The sequence below is a fragment of the Nocardiopsis sp. SBT366 genome (genome assembly GCF_001083815.1).
GTDB lineage: Bacteria > Actinomycetota > Actinomycetes > Streptosporangiales > Streptosporangiaceae > Nocardiopsis > Nocardiopsis prasina.
Genome location: NZ_LAVM01000054.1, coordinates 23,531 through 39,656, shown reverse-complemented (window position 1 = coordinate 39,656; position 16,126 = coordinate 23,531). Strand labels below are relative to the sequence as shown.

Genomic DNA, 16,126 nt, shown 5'->3' with positions numbered 1-16,126 from the left:
GCCCACCCCCGCCCCACGGAAGGGCAACGATGATCGACACCCGGCGCGATCCCGTCCGCGTGCTCATCGCCGACGACCAGGAGCTGCTGCGCGGTTCCCTGCGCATGCTCGTCGACAACGACCCCGGCATGACCGTGGTCGCCGAGGCCGGAACCGGTCGGGAGGCCCTCGACCTCGTCGCGCACACGGCACCCGACCTCGTCCTCATGGACGTGCGCATGCCCGACCTCGACGGACTCACCGCCACCCGGCACATCTGCGCCAACTCCGACACCACCCGTGTCATCGTCCTCACCATGTTCGACCTCGACGAGTACGTGTACGGGGCACTGCGGGCCGGTGCCAGCGGGTTCCTCCTCAAGAACACCCGCCCTGAGGAGCTGCTCCGCGCCCTGCGCCTGGTCGCGGACGGGCAGGCTCTGCTCGCTCCGGAGGTCACCGGGCGCCTCATCGCCGACGTCGTCCGCTCCGGCGGGCCGCGCCTCGAGGCCGCGCCCTGGCGGGTGGACGCCTCCGGCCTGACTCCGCGCGAGAGGGAGGTCGTCACGCTGATCGGCCGGGGGCTCTCGAACACCGAGATCGCCGGGGAGCTGACCCTGAGCCACTCCACCGTCAAGACCTACGTGAGTCGCCTGCTCGCCAAACTCGACGCGCGAGACCGGGCCCAACTGGTCGTCTTCGCCTACGAGAGTGGCCTGGTACGGGTCGCCTGACCACCGCCGACACGCTCGGTGAGGACCCGTGTGTCCCCCAGGGTTGACGACCGACTGTCCACCATGGGCCGATGTGCCGAGCCACCCCCGAAGACGACCATGGGTCCATGATCGAGATTCGCGGACTCACGAAACGTTACGGTGCCCACACAGCCGTCGACGGACTGACCTTCACCGCCGCTCCCGGCCAGGTCACGGGGTTCCTCGGACCCAACGGGGCAGGCAAGTCCACCACCCTGCGCATGCTGTTGGGCCTGGACCGGATCGACGCCGGAACCGCCACCGTCACCGGGGTCCCCTACACCTCGTTGCGACGACCGGCCGGGGTCGTCGGTGCCCAGCTCGACCTCGGGGGCGCCCATCCCTCGCACACCGCACGCGCCCACCTGGCGTGGATCGCCCGCGCCAACGGGCTTCCGCTGGGCCGCGTCGACGAGACGCTGCGCCGTGTCGACCTGGAGCGGGCCGCCCGTGCCCGGGTGCGCACCTTCTCGCTGGGTATGGGACAGCGGCTCAACCTCGCCGCCGCCCTGCTGGGAGATCCACAGGTGGTGATCATGGACGAGCCGGTCAACGGGCTCGATCCGGCGGGCATCCGGTGGATGCGGTCCTTCACCCGCGGATTGGCCGAGGAGGGACGCACCGTGCTGCTGTCCAGCCACCTCATGGACGAGATCTCCCGAATCGCCGACCACCTGGTGGTGATCCACCGTGGGCGGATGGTCGCGCGGGGCGGCCCGGACCAGTTGACCGTCGGCCACGACTCCCTGGAGGACGCGTTCTTCGCCCTCACCTCCGGCACGAGGGAAGGTGCGTCCTGATGCTGCTCGTGCGCTCGGAGGGGCGCAAACTGGCCACCCTGCCGGTGGTGCCGTTGTCGATGGTGGCGACCCTCGTGGTCACCGTGGGGCTCGCGGCCATCGCGAGCTGGACGATCGCCGGACTCCTGGACGACGACCCCGCGCGGGCCGGGCTGGACTTCACCCCGGTCGGTGAGGGGTTCCAGGCCGTCTACTTCGGTCAGGCCGGAATGGTGGTGCTGGGGGTCCTGGCGGTCAGTGGTGAGTTCGGCGGCGGGCGGGTGCGCACGTCGCTGCTGGCCGTGCCCGGGCGATTGCGCTTCCTGGCGGCCAAGGCCACCGTGGTGGCGCTGTTCTCCGCCCTGGTGGCGCTGGTCACCGTGCCCTCGGCCTTCGTGGCGGCCCAGCTCGGTCTGGGAGAGCACGGGCTGCCGCTCTCGGAGGTGTTCGACGGCGCGATCCTCGCCCCCATGGCCGGGGCTGTCCTGTACTGGGTGCTGCTGTCCCTGCTGGCGGCGGGTTGCGCGGTGCTCGCACGGAGCGCGGTGGCCCCGCTGACGATCCTGGTGGCACTGGTGCTGGCCCTGTCGCAGTTTCTGTCCATGGTCACCGACCTCGCCGACCTGCTGCCGGACCGCGCCGGTTCGCTGATGTACCTGGAGTCCCGGGAGAGCGCCTACGGGCTGGGCGCGGCTCAGGGCGGACTGGTGATGGCCGCCTGGGTGGCGGTCGTGTGGCTGGTGGCCGCGGTGCGGTTCGTCCGCAGGGACGCCTAGACACCGGGGCGCACACCCGAGAACCGGGAGGGCGCGCGGGGACGGCGGGCGTCCGCCCGGGCCGGGGCGGCGGGGTCGCCCCGGCCCGTTCGGGGTCAGTCGTCGTCACCGTCGTCGTTGGTCAGGGCGTCCACGGCGACGGCGACCGCGATCACCAGGGCGGGGTCCCCGGCGAGGTCGCGCCGGTGGGTGTTGACGTCCACGGCGTAGGTGTCGCGCATCCGGAACCACTTGCGGGACACGACCGCGACGGTGCCCTCCTTGTCGCTGATCGAGTACTCCTTGTCGAAGAAGCTCCCGATCACCTCCCAGTCCCCGCCGCCCTTGATCTCGACGTTGAGCTTGTCGCGGACCGGGTTGAAGAGCCGCTTGCGGACGGTGGCGACGGTCGAGCCGTCGTGCTCCACGCACATCTGGTCGCGGACCTTGAAGAGCTTCTTGCGGATCACCATGAGGACCTCGCCCTTGGGGTCCTTCAGCTCGAAGGTGGTGCGCAACCTCAGGGCCTTGCCGTCCACCCAGAACACCTTGGTGCCCTGTTCGTCCGTCACCCAGAAGTCGTCGCCGATGTCGAACACGCGTTCACGTACCAGAAACTTCATGCCCCGACGCTAATGGACGGGTTCGCCGCCCACCAGGGGCGGGGAGCGCTCACGCCGCGCCCCGGTCGGTCGCCGCGGGCGCCGGGTTCGGGCGGGGTCCGCACATGGGCCCCACGAGCGGGGCGAGCCCGGGGGGGGCCGGCGGCGTCCAGGATCTCGCTGGCCGTCTCGACCCGGGCCCGGGTCGTCGCCCGGCGAGTGGTCGAACGACTCGGGCCCGCGTTCTCAGCGCCGCTGGCGCTGGGACAGCCAGATCGCCAGGACCACCAGCACGCAGCCGCCCAACTGCACGGGCGTGACCCGCTCACCCAGGAAGACCGCGCTCATGGCCACCGCCAGCACCGGCGGCAGCACGAGGATCGCGGCGCCGGTGCTGGCGGTCAGCCGGGGCAGGGCCGACCCCACCAGCAGCCAGGTCAGCACCTGCCCGGTCAGCGCCAGCATCGCCAGCCACACCCACGCCATGGTGTCCAGCGAGGCCAGGTCGATCCCGCTCCACAGCGCGCCCAGCACTCCGGCGGCCAGCGCGGCCGAGGCGGTGGAGACGCACACCGGAGTCACCGTGTGCCCCTGGCCGCCGCCGAGCCGGGACAGGAAGAGGTAGCCCGCGTAGGTCACCCCGGCCGCGCAGCCGTAGGCCAGGCCGAGCCACGGATCACCCTCGGAGACGGCGCCCGCGCCCGGACCGACCACCCCGGCTGTCAGGGCCACCCCGACCAGCATCACCGGCACCGCGAGCAGGAACCGCAGAGGCGCGCGGTCGCCCAGGAACACCCACGCCAGCAGCGGGAAGACCACCACCTGGACGTTGAGCAGGACGGTCGCCATCCCCGCGCCGACGTGTTGGATGCTCGCCACCCAGAGCACGTAGTCCACACCCAGCAGCAGACCCGCCACCAGGTCCAGCCCCACCAGGCGCAGCGCCCGCGGTCCCACCCGGCGGAGCTCCACCAGGGCCATCGGGACCAGAACGAACAGCGCCAGCGCGCACCGCAGGAAGGCGGCCGTCCCGGTGTTGGCACCGGACAGCTTCACGAACACCCCCGTGGCGGAGGTGGTGGCCGATCCCACGATCGCCAGCACCACGGGGTTGGCCCGGTCCAGCACCGACCCCCGCTCCGTCCGTCTCGTGTCCGTTCCCGACACTGGTTCCGCGCCCCCTTCACCGCCGTCCGCCCCGCCGCGTGCGAGCCACAGGACCAGGTTGCCGCCTCCGACCCTGAAACAAAAGCGATGATTTGTCGCCGGTGATCAGTAGTGTTGCTTACGTGTTCAGCATGGAACGACTCACGGCGCTGGCCGCCGTACGCACCCACGGTTCCATCGCGCGTGCGGCCAGGGTCCTGCACGTCACCCCGTCGGGCATGTCCCAGCAGCTCGCCAAACTGGAGCGGGAGGCCGGGCAGCGCCTGCTCGAACCCGACGGACGCACCGTGCGGCTCACTCACGCGGGCCGGGTCCTGGCCGCACACGCGGACCGGGTGCTGGCCCAGGTCAGCGAGGCGCAGACCGACCTCGCCGCCCTTGATCGGCAGATCCTCGGCCCCCTGCGGCTGGGCGGTGTGGGCAGCGCCGTGCGCAACCTGCTCCCCGGCGCCCTGTCCGACCTGCTCACCGAACACCCCCGGCTGGTCCCCACGGTCCGTGACGGCGAGGTGGTCTCCCTGATCCCCCCGCTCCTGCGCGGGGAACTCGACCTGGTCCTGGCCGAGAGCTGGTCCAGCCGCCCGGTCGCGCTGCCCGCCGGAGTGCGCACGGTGGAGCTCCTGGAGGAACGGGTGTGCCTCGCACTCCCGCCGGGCCACCCCCGCGCCGAACCGTCTCCGGTCGACCTCGCCGCACTCGCGGAACCCGGCGGTCTGCCCTGGGCCAGCTGTCCGGCGGGCACCGAGCCCTACGAGGCGATCCTCCAGGCCCTGCGGTCCCGGGGCGTCGAACCCGACATCAGGTACACACTCGCCGAGATCCCCTCCCAACTGGAGCTGGTGGCCGCAGGGCTGGCCATGGCGCTCGTCCCTGACCTCGGCCGCCGCACCGCACCGGAGGGAGTCCTGTTCCTGCCCACCGACCCACCCCTGCGAAGGACGATCAAGGCGGTGTGGCGGGCCGACGCCGAGACCCCGGCGATCCGCGCCTGCGTCACCGCGCTCACCGAACACACCGACCCACCCCCCGACCATCCCACCGAACCGAGCACACGAGGAGACACGTGAACACCCCCTGGCACACCCGGCCCATGGCCGCCTTCGACATCGAGACCACCGGCCTGGACGTGGAGGGCGACCGGATCGTCACCGCGGCCCTGTGGCGTATCGACCCCACCCGCAGGACCAAGGACGTCACCACCTGGCTGGCCGACCCCGGCATCGAGATCCCGCAGGAGGCCACCGACATCCACGGCGTCACCACCGAACACGCGCGTGCCGAGGGGCGCCCGGCCGCCGAGGTGGTCAACGAGATCGCCGCCGCCTTGGAGGAGGTCATCTCCGACGGGGTGCCCGTGGTGGTCTACAACGCCCCCTACGACCTCACCCTCCTGGACCGCGAACTCGCGCGCCACCGCCCCGACCGGCCCCTGACCGCCCAGCCGCTGGTGGTGGACCCGCTGGTCCTCGACAAGCAGGTGGACACCTTCCGGCGCGGTTCCCGCAAGCTGGTCGACGTCTGCGCGCACTACGAGGTCCCACTCGCCCAGGAGGAGGCACACGGTGCGGCCGCCGACGCCCTGGCCGCCGCACGCCTCGCCTGGCGGATCGCGGCCACCCACCCGGAGATCGCCGCGTACTCGGCCGAGGAGCTGCACGCCGCACAGGTCAAGTGGAAGGGGGAGCAGTCCGCCAGCTTCCAGGAGTACCTGCGCCGCCGGAACCCCGAAGCGGTGGTCGACGGTTCCTGGCCGCTGATCGCGTCACCAGTGTGAGGTCCGATGTGAGGGCCGGTACGAGCCCCGATGCGGGCCGGTCCGTGACGGCCGGTGGACGGCCCCGAGGGGACGTCGCGGCCCGGGAAACGCGAAAGACCGGCGGGACGTGGTCTCCGCCGGTCTCTGCTAGCTGTGCCCCCTGCAGGATTCGAACCTGCGCACCCGGCTCCGGAGGCCGGTGCTCTATCCCCTGAGCTAAGGGGGCGCGCTGCTGCGAGAACAACTGTAGCAGGGGTTCCGGGATGGTTGGCCACCCGAGCGCCGGGCCCGCCGCGGCCCCCCGCGGATACTGGATTCCAGTGGTGCGGCCCGGCTCGGCGGCGGTAGTGTCACGGGCGTGAACGCCCTTCCCGCACGGGTTCTCGTCGTCGAGGACGACGAGGTCATCCGCGAACTCATCCGCCTCAACCTCGAACTGGAGGGGTTCGAGGTGTTCACCGCCATGGACGGTCAGGACTGCCTGGACCGCGTCGGCCACGTCGAGCCCGACGTCATCACCATGGACGTGATGATGCCCCGCCTCGACGGCTGGTCCACGGTCGAGCGGCTGCGGTCCGACGGCTTCACGCGCCGCATCGTCATGGTGACCGCCCGCGCGCAGACGGAGGACCGCAGACGCGGTGAGCGGATCGGTGTCGACGAATACCTGACCAAGCCCTTCGACCCCGACGAGCTGGTCGACCTGATCCGGGCGCTCCTCGGGGAGGGCGACGGCGGGATCGGGGGAGCGGCGTGACCCCACTCGAACTGGAGACCCTCGTCCGAAGGGCGGCCGTGGGTGCCTTCGGGCTCGGCGACGCCGACGTCCCCTTCGTGTGGCCGCGCGCCGACCACGCGGACGAGGGCGCCGACGCCGCGATCGCCCTGGCGCCCCGCCTGGTCGGACGCCTGCGCGAGGGGCTCCCCCGTGGCCGTGAGGACTCCCACCGGCTCACGGTGTCCGGACGCATCGTCGCCCGGATCGCCGCCATGGCCGACGAGGGCGAACCCGACACGGGCTTCGCGCACGTCCACACGGACCAGCGCGGCTTCGCCAACTTCACCTTCACCTGCGAACAGCGCCAGAGCCTCCTCCAAGCGGCGGCGGACGGCCCCCGCTACCTCACCGGCCGGTCCTGGACCGGGACGGGGGAGTGGCCCCACTCGGACCTGCATGAGGCCGGTCCCCTCGCCCAGGCCCGCCGCTACGCCCGCGCCGACGCCCGGGCCCGCATCGCCATGGCCGTGGACGGCGGTCCCCCGCCGCCGAGCCCCGGAGGCGAGGTCTCCTGGCGCGACCGCTATCTGGACACCGACCAGTCCGCACTGTTCACGCCCTCGGGCCGCGCGCTCGGCCGGATCGGCGAGGCCAGCGCCCGGGTCGCGTTCTGCCGCTCGGTTCCCGAACGTCCCCGGGAGAACGAGACGACCGGCCGCGACCTGCCGGTGCTGCCCTCCGCGGACAACCCCGGATCCTGGGCCCGGCTCACCGACGCCAACCCCGCCTTCCGGCTCCGCTACGCCCACGCGCACGCGCTGAGCAGCACGCGCTGGGCGGCGGATCAGCGGGCGGCGGATCAGTCGGCCGCCACGGGGCGAACAACCACGCGGGCGCGCTGCCACCACGAACACGGCGCGAAGGTGCGCGGACTCCTCTTCGACGGCCCCAGCGTCCTGGACACGGCGGCGCGTCGAGAGGAACCCCATATCCTGGTGAGATACCTGGAGGCGCTGACCAGTGCCTACGATGAATGGCGGACCGGTTCCACCGCCGGAGCCGAACCGGCCACGGAGCCGGAACCGACCTGGGCCGCGCTCGACCCCGCGCTGCCCGCCGCCGTCGCCGGTGTGGTCGGCACCGGCCTCTTCCTGCTCGGGGTGTCAGCGCCCACAAGGCTGTAGACACCCGCGGCCGCGAACCCGGTGGGGCCAGCCCAACCCCTGTGTTCCGATCGGCTTGGTGGACAATGGGGCGGAGCGAACCGTCCCGACCCGCCCGGAACCTCCCCCGCGCAGAACACAGCACCGCCCAGACGTACCGCAGTCCCAGCCGAAAGACCGCCATGAGCCGCTACGCCCACCCCGCCGGATCCCGCCACGCGGAGGTCCTGCCGGAGGAGAACCCGCCGCTGCCGCCGGAGGACCTCAACGCCCTGAACCCGCGGATCTGGCCCGCCACGGCGCGTCGCTCCGAAGGTGAGCTCACCATCGGCGGCGTCGGTGTGCGCGCCCTCGCCGCCGAGTACGGCACCCCGCTCTTCGTCATGGACGAGGAGGACTTCCGCGCCCGCGCCCGCGCCTACTCCACGGCCTTCGCCGACGCCGACGTCTACTACGCGGGCAAGGCCCTGCTCACCAGGGCCGTCGCCCGCTGGGTGGTCGAGGAGGGGCTCAAGCTCGACGTCTGCTCCGGGGGCGAGCTGGCCGTCGCCCTGGCCGCCGGGGTCCCGACAGACCGCGTCGCCATGCACGGCAACAACAAGTCGGTGTCCGAGCTGCGCCGCGCCGTGGAGGCCGGTGTCGGCCGGATCATCCTGGACTCCTTCGACGAGATCGACCGCCTGGAGGCGGTGGCCGCCGAGTCCGGCGCCCGCCCCCGGGTGCTCATCCGGGTCACCACCGGGGTGGAGGCGCACACCCACGAGTTCGTCGCCACCGCGCACGACGACCAGAAGTTCGGCTTCGCGCTGAGCACCGGCGCCGCCGGCGAGGCGGTCCGCCGCGTCCTGGCCGCCGACCACCTGGAGCTGGTGGGGCTGCACTCGCACATCGGCTCGCAGATCTTCGACACGTCGGGCTTCGAGGTCGCCGCCCGCCGTGTGACCCGCTTCCTCACCCGGATCCACGAGGAGCTGGGCATCACCCTCGCCGAACTCGACCTCGGCGGCGGCCTCGGCATCGCCTACACCGCCGGGGACGACCCGCTCGACCCCGGCACCATCGCGGCCAGCCTCACCGAGATCGTGCGCCGTGAGTGCGAGGACGCGGACCTGCCCATGCCGCGCATCGCCGTGGAGCCCGGGCGCGCCGTGGCCGGTCCGGCCGGGATCACCGTGTACGAGGTCGGCACCGTCAAGGACGTCGAGGGCATCCGCACCTACGTGAGCGTGGACGGCGGGATGAGCGACAACATCCGCACCGCCCTCTACGGCTCCGAGTACACGAGCCAGCTGGTGTCCCGGGAGAGCGACGCCGAGCCGATGCTCTCCCGCCTGGTCGGCAAGCACTGCGAGAGCGGTGACATCATCGTTCACGACCTCCACCTGCCCGCCGACCTGAGGCCGGGCGACCTGGTGGCGGTCGCCGCCACGGGCGCCTACTGCTACTCCATGGCGAGTAACTACAACCACCTGCCCCGTCCCGCCATGGTGGCGGTCCGGGACGAGAACGCACGGGTGATCGTGCGCAGGGAGAACGAGGAGGACCTCCTCCGTCTCGACGTAGGCTGAACAGTCCGCCCCGCGGGCGCCGCACCGGTGCCCGGCAGTTCGGACACGAGAGAAGTGGGAGTCACGCCCAAATGGCGATGAAGGTGGCGCTGCTCGGATGCGGCGTTGTGGGTTCGGAAGTCGTCCGCCTGGTCAACGAGCAGTCCGAGGAACTGGCCGCGCGGATCGGCACGCCGATCGAGATCGGCGGTATCGCGGTCCGTCGGCTGGACCGCGACCGCGGCGTCGACCCGGCGCTGCTGACCACCGACGCCACGGCGCTGGTCACCCGCCCGGACATCGACGTCGTGGTGGAGGTCATCGGCGGGATCGAACCGGCCCGTTCGCTGATGCTCGCCGCGATCAAGTCGGGCAAGTCCGTGGTGACGGCCAACAAGGCGCTGCTCGCCGAGGACGGCCAGACGCTGCACGCGGCGGCGCGTACGGCCGGGGTCGACCTCTACTACGAGGCGTCCGTGGCCGGGGCCATCCCGCTGCTGCGACCGCTGCGCGACTCCCTGGCCGGTGACAGGGTCAACCGGGTCCTGGGCATCGTCAACGGGACCACGAACTACGTGCTGGACCGCATGGACTCCCTGGGCTCGGGTTTCACCGAGTCCCTGGAGGAGGCCCAGACCCTCGGGTACGCGGAGGCCGACCCCACGGCGGACGTCGAGGGCTTCGACGCCGCGGCCAAGGCCGCGATCCTGGCCCGGCTGGCCTTCCACACCCAGCGGGTGACCGCGGCCGACGTCCACCGCGAGGGCATCACCGCGGTGTCGGCCGCCGACATCGCCAGTGCCCGTGCGATGGGCTGCGTCGTCAAACTCCTGGCCATCTGCCAGCGCTCGGAGGACGGGGAGTCGGTGGGCGTGCGCGTCCACCCGGTGATGCTGCCGGTCGGACACCCCCTGGCCAGCGTCAAGGAGGCCTACAACGCGGTGTTCGTCGAGGCCGAGTCCGCCGGGCGCCTCATGTTCTACGGTGCCGGGGCCGGGGGCACGCCCACCGCCAGTGCCGTCCTGGGCGATCTGGTGGCGGTGGTCCGCAACCGCCTGGCCCACACGTCGGTGCCTGAGGGCGCCCACGACACGGGCCTTCCGGTGCACGACATGGGCCACACCATCACCAGCTACCACGTGGCGCTGGACGTGGCCGACCGCCCCGGTGTGCTCTCCAAGGTCGCCGAGATCTTCGCCGACCACGGGGTGTCCATCAAGAACGTGCGTCAGGAGGGGACGGGGGACGACGCCCAGCTCGTGCTGGTCAGCCACCCCGCGCCCGACGCCGCCCTGAGCAGCACCGTCGAGAAGCTCAGCGCGCACCCGATGGTCCGCGACGTCGCCAGCGTGATGCGCGTGGAGACCTTCCAGGAGTAGCCCGTGTCCCGGGGACGCGCCCTCGCGCGCCCCCGGACGGGGTGTCCACATGGTGAGAAACACCTTCCCGAGATGCAAGACAGCTCGGGCTGGGTCATAGACTCGTAGCAGGTGGGGCCGATCGCTCCCGCGACGCCCCGCCCGCATCCCCACGCGCGCCGGGTACGGCCGCGCGTCCAGCGCAACAGCATCCACCCGAAAGGGACACCGTCGTGAGCATGGCACGGGCGTGGCGAGGCATCGTCGAGGAGTACCGCGACCGCCTTCCCGTCAACGAGAACACCCCCGTCGTCACCCTCCAGGAGGGCGGCACCCCGCTGCTGCCCGCCACGCGCGTATCCGAGCTCACCGGATGCGAGGTCCTCCTCAAGGTCGAGGGCCTCAACCCCACCGGTTCCTTCAAGGACCGGGGCATGACCATGGCCATCACCAAGGCAGCCGAGGACGGCGCCAAGGCCGTCATCTGCGCCTCCACCGGCAACACCAGCGCCAGCGCCGCCGCCTACGCCATCCGCGCGGGCATGACCTGCGCCGTGCTGGTGCCCCAGGGCAAGATCGCCATGGGCAAGCTCGCCCAGGCACTCGTGCACGGCGCCCGCCTCCTCCAGGTCGACGGCAACTTCGACGACTGCCTGGAACTGGCCCGCAAGCTCAGCGTCGACTACCCGGTCGCGCTGGTGAACTCGGTCAACCCCTACCGCCTCCAGGGACAGAAGACCGCGGCCTTCGAGATCGTGGACGCCCTCGGCGACGCCCCGGACATCCACTGCATCCCGGTCGGCAACGCGGGCAACATCACCGCCTACTGGATGGGCTACACCGAGTACGCCGGGGACGGCGTCTCCACCAAGGCCCCGCGCATGTTCGGCTTCCAGGCCAGCGGCTCGGCGCCCATCGTCGACGGCGCCCCGGTGACCAGCCCGAGCACCATCGCCACCGCGATCCGGATCGGCAACCCCGCCTCCTGGAAGCTCGCCGAACAGGCTCGCGACGAGTCCGGCGGCCTCATCGACAAGGTCACCGACCGGCAGATCATGGCCGCCTACAAGCTCCTCGCGGCCGAGGAGGGCGTGTTCGTCGAACTTGCCTCCGCCGCCAGCGTGGCCGGACTCCTCCAGGCCGCCCAGGCCGGTCTGGTCCCCAAGGGCAGCCGCATCGTGTGCACGGTGACCGGAAACGGCCTCAAGGACCCCGACTGGGCGCTGGCCGGAGCCTCCTCCGCCACCACCGTGCCCGTCGACGCCCTGGCAGCCGCCAGGGCCCTCGACCTCGCCTGAGCCTCGACCTCGGACCCGCGGGAAGGGCAGCCCCGGAGCCGACCGCCCCGGCGGCGGTCGGGGACCTGAGCGCGGACCCGCGCCAGGGGCGAACGGTTGACCGGGTGTCCCAGAGTGTCGGTTCGGCGAGACGCCCGTCCGCCGTCACTGGCCAGGACCCGGCCGCGCGCCCGCGCCAAGGCGGAAGCCGGACTGGGTATGTCAGCCTCCGGGACTGTCCGCTCGGCTGAACGCCTGTCCGCTCGCAGCGGAGCGGACCTGACCGCCTACCCGCGCCAAGGACGGATCGGCCGACCGGGTGTCCCGGTCGCGTGGAGTGTCCGTTCGGCCGGGACGCCCAACCAGCCTCAGCCACGAGGCGACAGCCGACCGTCCACCCGAGCCTCGGACGAGAGTCCGCTTGTGTACGCCCCGGCTCCAAGGGGGCTTGGTTCGGCGTCGGAGAGGGTTCCGGAGGTGGTGGAGGTGGGATCGCGAGAACAAGCCGTCACACCAGGCGCCGAAGGTTCACCGCGAAGGCGCGGGACACGGGTCGAAGCGAAGCCGAACCCCAAGAAGGCGCAGCGAACACGGGCCGAAGCGAACCGGCAAGGCCCAAAGAGATAGGAATCGAAGTGACCCCACCACGTCCCGACCGGGTGTCCGTCCGGGCCCCGGCGACCAGCGCCAACCTCGGGCCGGGCTTCGACGCGCTGGGTCTGGCCGTCCAGCTGTACAACGAGTTCCACGTGGCGACGCGCGCCGACGGTGAGGTCCGTATCCGGGTCGAGGGGGAGGGCGCGGGCGAGGTGCCGTTGGACGGGCGCCACCTCGTCGTCCGTGCCATGCGGGAGGCCTTCGAGCGGGTCGGGGAGAAGCTCCCCGGGCTGGACCTGCACTGCGTGAACGGGATTCCGCACGCGCGCGGGCTGGGTTCGTCCTCGTCGGCGATCGTGGGCGGGGTCGCGGCGGCCTCGGCGCTGCTGGGCCGGACCGGCCCCGGGGGAGGCCCGGACCGGGACTGGATCTACCGGGTCGCCGCGGACATCGAGGGCCACCCGGACAACGTGGCGCCCTGTGTCCACGGCGGCTACACCGTCGCCTTCCGCGACGGCGAGTCCTGGGGCGCCGCGCGGCTCACGCCGGACGAGCGGATGCTGCCCGTGCTGTGTGTGCCAGGGTGGCGGCTGTCCACCGAGCGCGCGCGGGGCCTCCTGCCCGAGACCGTCTCCCACGCGGACGCGGCCTTCAACGCGGGACGCGCCGCGCTGATGACGGCGGCCGTTTGTGGCCAGACCGAATCCCTGTACGCGGCCACGGAGGATCGGCTACATGAGGCGTACCGGGCCCCGGCGATGCCGCGTACCCTCGAACTCATCCGTGACCTGCGTCAACACGAGAAACTCCCGGCGGTGGTGTCCGGTGCGGGACCCACGGTCCTCGTTCTGTGCTCTGTTCCAGGGGGCCGGGCGCAGGAGGATTCGCCGGAAATCATCCGACAGGTTGATTCGATTCGTCGACGGGCGGGTAATGATTGGGACATACGCCCCCTGCACATCGAGCCGGCGGGGGTGCGGACCCCATCTCCCCATCCGTAGCATCTGTGTCGAGGAATAGCCGTGGCCTCTGGTGATGTTAGGCTTGGTGAAGCACCAGATGCCCCGTTGCGGGGCGTGTGCTCATCCGCCACAACGGCTTCCGCGTCCCATACTCCGGCGGTCCGATCTCTCGACCTGTTGGAAGCGGTGGCCCAAGTGTCGATCCAGCGGATTTCCCGCTGTGCCCACGTCTCCCGAGTACGCTCCTCCGTCATGGTCGGGCGTGTCCTCAGGGTAGACAGGCAAAACCTCCGAGCCACCCGCCCCGACGTCTGGCTGTACCCAGAGCCCGCCGCGATTGGGTAGGGGACCGTCTTCGCCGGTTTCCGACATCCACGTGGGGCACGCCCTACCCGGCCCCTGCCGGTTCGCACCACCGGGCCGGCCGCTCATGCAATCCGCTGACGGCCGAAGCCCGCTCCTTGGGAAGGACCCTTAGTGAGCGACACCACCGAACTCCGAACGGACGCGGCGGTCGACAGCAAGAAGAGCACCGACGCCTCCTCGGAGGCCGGGGAGGCCACGACCACGCGGCCTCGCACGGCCTCGCGCGGCACCGGGCTCGCCGCCCAGAAGCTCCCCGAGCTCCAGAAGCTCGCGTCGAGCATGGGCATCACCGGTACGGGGCGCATGCGCAAGAGCGACGTCATCGCCGCGATCGAGGCCAAGCAGGGCGGCCCGGTCGGCGGTCCCGCGTCGGCCAAATCCGGAAAGAAAGCCGACACCGCTCCCAAGGCCGGTAAGGTCGAGGCAACTGACGGCCCGGCCGAATCCCAGTCTCCCGCCAAGTCGGGCACGGACGAGGCACCGCGCAGGAGCGCCGGTGAGCGGTCGTCCGACCAGGCCGTGACCGAGACCCAGGGTGGGAAGGGTGACAAGCCCTCCCGTAACCGCCGCTCGTCCCGCAGGCGCGGCGACGAGTCCGGTGACCAGACCCGCTCGGTGGACGGCACCGACTCCTCTACCTCCGCGAGCAGCGTGACCAAGACATCCAGCACCCCCCAGAAGAACGGCCCCGACTCCGAGGACCGTGACACCAGGTCCGGGCAGGGTCGCGAGCGCCAGCGCAACCGTCGCAACCGCAACCGCGGCGGTGACGACCAGAACGCCAACAACAACTCCGACCGTCAGCAGGGCGGCGGCGGTGGTGGCGGCCAGAACCCGAACCAGAACCAGGGCCGCGGCAACAGCGGGAACAACAACGACGACGACGACTTCGGTGGCGGCCGCCGCCGCGGACGCCGTCGGGACCGCCGGGACCGCCGTGGCGGACGCGGGGCAGGCCAGGAGCCGGAGCCGGTCATCGGCGAGGACGACGTCCTGCTGCCGGTCGCGGGCATCCTGGACATCCTGGACAACTACGCCTTCGTCCGTACCACCGGCTACCTCCCCGGGCAGAGCGACGTCTACGTCTCCCTGGCCCAGGTGCGCAAGCACGGCCTGCGCAAGGGCGACCACATCATCGGTGCGGTCCGCCAGCCCAAGGACGGCGAGCGCCGCGAGAAGTTCAACGCGCTGGTGCGCCTGGACTCGGTCAACGGCATGTCGCCGGACCAGGCCAGGGGTCGTCAGGAGTTCTCCAAGCTGGTTCCGCTCTACCCCCAGGAGCGTCTGCGCCTGGAGACCGAGCCGAACATCCTCACCACACGCATCATCGACCTCGTCGCGCCCATCGGTAAGGGCCAGCGCGGTCTGATCGTCTCGCCGCCCAAGGCCGGCAAGACGATGGTGATGCAGTCGATCGCCAACGCGATCACCGAGAACAACCCCGAGTGCTACCTGATGGTCATCCTCGTGGACGAGCGTCCCGAGGAAGTCACCGACATGCAGCGCACGGTCAAGGGCGAGGTCATCCACTCGACCTTCGACCGCCCGGCCGAGGACCACACGGTCGTCGCCGACCTGGCGATCGAGCGTGCCAAGCGGCTCGTGGAGATGGGCATGGACGTGGTCGTCCTGCTCGACTCCATCACCCGCCTGGGCCGTGCCTACAACCTGGCCGCCCCCGCCAGCGGACGCATCATGTCCGGTGGTGTGGACTCCACCGCCCTCTACCCGCCGAAGCGCTTCTTCGGTGCGGCCCGCAACATCGAGGGCGGCGGCTCGCTGACCATCCTGGCGACGGCGCTGGTCGAGACCGGCTCGCGCGCCGACGAGGTGATCTTCGAGGAGTTCAAGGGCACCGGCAACATGGAGCTCAAGCTCAACCGGTCCCTGGCGGACAAGCGGATCTTCCCGGCCGTGGACGTGGACGCCTCCAGCACCCGTAAGGAGGAGATCCTGATGTCGCCGGAGGAGCTGAACGTCGTCTGGAAGCTCCGCCGGGTGCTGCACGCCCTGGACACGCAGCAGGCGATCGAACTGCTCCTGGACAAGATGAAGGAGTCCAAGAGCAACGCCGAGTTCCTCATGCAGATCCAGAAGACCACGGTGGGCCCCGAGCGATCGTGATCGTTCCGGAGCCCCGCGCGACCGCGGGGTGACGGCGCGGCGGCCCCCTCTCCGGGTTCGGGGAGGGGGCCGTTCGTGTGTCCGGGGTCGGCGTCCTCGTTGGTGTTTCCGGAGCGCGGAAGCCGATGATCACCAATGTGTCTCGGATCACATTGGGGGGCTGGTGGGTGTTCGTCCGTGAACGTAGGGTCACGCGGGCCGGAGTGCACACCCCCTACCAG

General features: G+C 71.4%; 14 protein-coding genes and 1 tRNA gene. 12 read left to right on the top strand and 3 right to left on the bottom strand.

Annotated elements, in window-relative coordinates; all coding sequences use genetic code 11:
- Window positions 1-29 precede the first annotated feature (29 nt).
- From ADX84_RS17100 to ADX84_RS17090, 3 genes are all read left to right on the top strand, one after another.
- Window positions 30-713: a response regulator transcription factor gene (locus ADX84_RS17100; RefSeq protein WP_049575528.1), complete on the top strand. Its 684-nt coding sequence runs from the start codon at window positions 30-32 to the stop codon at window positions 711-713.
- A gap of 107 nt (window positions 714-820) precedes the next feature.
- A complete protein-coding gene (locus ADX84_RS17095) occupies window positions 821-1,534 on the top strand; it encodes an ABC transporter ATP-binding protein (RefSeq protein ID WP_049575524.1) in 714 nt (237 codons plus the stop codon).
- Window positions 1,534-2,289 carry an ABC transporter permease gene (locus ADX84_RS17090; protein ID WP_049575521.1) on the top strand — a complete coding sequence of 252 codons (756 nt, stop codon included), beginning with the start codon at window positions 1,534-1,536 and terminating at the stop codon, window positions 2,287-2,289. Before ADX84_RS17095 ends, ADX84_RS17090 begins: the two co-directional genes overlap by 1 nt.
- A gap of 95 nt (window positions 2,290-2,384) precedes the next feature.
- On the opposite strand, the gene ADX84_RS17085 is transcribed toward ADX84_RS17090, so the two are convergent.
- Both ADX84_RS17085 and ADX84_RS17080 read right to left on the bottom strand, forming a co-directional pair.
- Window positions 2,385-2,891: an LURP-one-related/scramblase family protein gene (locus ADX84_RS17085; RefSeq protein WP_049575518.1), complete on the bottom strand. Its 507-nt coding sequence runs from the start codon at window positions 2,889-2,891 to the stop codon at window positions 2,385-2,387.
- Window positions 2,892-3,116: 225 nt separating this feature from the next.
- Window positions 3,117-3,998, bottom strand: coding sequence for a DMT family transporter (locus ADX84_RS17080; protein ID WP_234004037.1), 882 nt, complete (start codon window positions 3,996-3,998; stop codon window positions 3,117-3,119).
- A gap of 161 nt (window positions 3,999-4,159) precedes the next feature.
- Here ADX84_RS17080 and ADX84_RS17075 point away from each other — a divergent pair, with 161 nt between their 5' ends.
- Window positions 4,160-5,104, top strand: coding sequence for a LysR family transcriptional regulator (locus ADX84_RS17075; protein WP_049575509.1), 945 nt, complete (start codon window positions 4,160-4,162; stop codon window positions 5,102-5,104).
- Window positions 5,101-5,811, top strand: a complete 711-nt coding sequence (locus ADX84_RS17070; protein ID WP_082206559.1) for an exonuclease domain-containing protein — start codon at window positions 5,101-5,103, stop codon at window positions 5,809-5,811. The genes ADX84_RS17075 and ADX84_RS17070 overlap by 4 nt, the downstream gene beginning before the upstream one ends.
- A gap of 136 nt (window positions 5,812-5,947) precedes the next feature.
- Here ADX84_RS17070 and ADX84_RS17065 read toward each other — a convergent pair.
- Window positions 5,948-6,019: transfer RNA gene (locus ADX84_RS17065), tRNA-Arg, on the bottom strand.
- Between the two features lie 132 nt (window positions 6,020-6,151).
- Between ADX84_RS17065 and ADX84_RS17060 the strand changes: the two genes are divergently transcribed.
- From ADX84_RS17060 to rho, 7 genes are all read left to right on the top strand, one after another.
- Window positions 6,152-6,550, top strand: coding sequence for a response regulator transcription factor (locus ADX84_RS17060; RefSeq protein ID WP_049575506.1), 399 nt, complete (start codon window positions 6,152-6,154; stop codon window positions 6,548-6,550).
- Entirely contained in the window at window positions 6,547-7,695 is a 1,149-nt protein-coding gene (locus tag ADX84_RS17055) for a DALR anticodon-binding domain-containing protein (RefSeq protein ID WP_049575503.1), read from the top strand. The genes ADX84_RS17060 and ADX84_RS17055 overlap by 4 nt, the downstream gene beginning before the upstream one ends.
- A 161-nt stretch (window positions 7,696-7,856) precedes the next feature.
- Window positions 7,857-9,242 (top strand): diaminopimelate decarboxylase, encoded by a 1,386-nt coding sequence (gene lysA, locus ADX84_RS17050; RefSeq protein WP_049575499.1) that lies wholly within the window; start codon window positions 7,857-7,859, stop codon window positions 9,240-9,242.
- 71 nt (window positions 9,243-9,313) lie between these two features.
- Window positions 9,314-10,600 (top strand): homoserine dehydrogenase, encoded by a 1,287-nt coding sequence (locus ADX84_RS17045; RefSeq protein ID WP_049575495.1) that lies wholly within the window; start codon window positions 9,314-9,316, stop codon window positions 10,598-10,600.
- A gap of 218 nt (window positions 10,601-10,818) precedes the next feature.
- Window positions 10,819-11,877, top strand: a complete 1,059-nt coding sequence (thrC, locus tag ADX84_RS17040; RefSeq protein ID WP_199776626.1) for a threonine synthase — start codon at window positions 10,819-10,821, stop codon at window positions 11,875-11,877.
- A 638-nt stretch (window positions 11,878-12,515) separates the two neighbouring features.
- Window positions 12,516-13,454: a homoserine kinase gene (thrB, locus tag ADX84_RS17035; RefSeq protein WP_049575488.1), complete on the top strand. Its 939-nt coding sequence runs from the start codon at window positions 12,516-12,518 to the stop codon at window positions 13,452-13,454.
- 438 nt (window positions 13,455-13,892) lie between these two features.
- Window positions 13,893-15,905, top strand: coding sequence for a transcription termination factor Rho (gene rho, locus ADX84_RS17030; RefSeq protein ID WP_049575485.1), 2,013 nt, complete (start codon window positions 13,893-13,895; stop codon window positions 15,903-15,905).
- The last annotated feature ends 221 nt before the right edge of the window (window positions 15,906-16,126 follow it).

What these genes read in the sequence shown, in the direction of transcription:
- ADX84_RS17100 (WP_049575528.1), top strand. Translation starts at nt 30, where the DNA reads ATGATCGACACCCGGCGCGATCCCGTCCGCGTGCTCATCGCCGACGAC.
- ADX84_RS17095 (WP_049575524.1), top strand. Translation starts at nt 821, where the DNA reads ATGATCGAGATTCGCGGACTCACGAAACGTTACGGTGCCCACACAGCC.
- ADX84_RS17090 (WP_049575521.1), top strand. Translation starts at nt 1,534, where the DNA reads ATGCTGCTCGTGCGCTCGGAGGGGCGCAAACTGGCCACCCTGCCGGTG.
- ADX84_RS17085 (WP_049575518.1), bottom strand. Translation starts at nt 2,891, where the DNA reads ATGAAGTTTCTGGTACGTGAACGCGTGTTCGACATCGGCGACGACTTC.
- lysA (WP_049575499.1), top strand. Translation starts at nt 7,857, where the DNA reads ATGAGCCGCTACGCCCACCCCGCCGGATCCCGCCACGCGGAGGTCCTG.
- ADX84_RS17045 (WP_049575495.1), top strand. Translation starts at nt 9,314, where the DNA reads ATGGCGATGAAGGTGGCGCTGCTCGGATGCGGCGTTGTGGGTTCGGAA.
- thrC (WP_199776626.1), top strand. Translation starts at nt 10,819, where the DNA reads ATGGCACGGGCGTGGCGAGGCATCGTCGAGGAGTACCGCGACCGCCTT.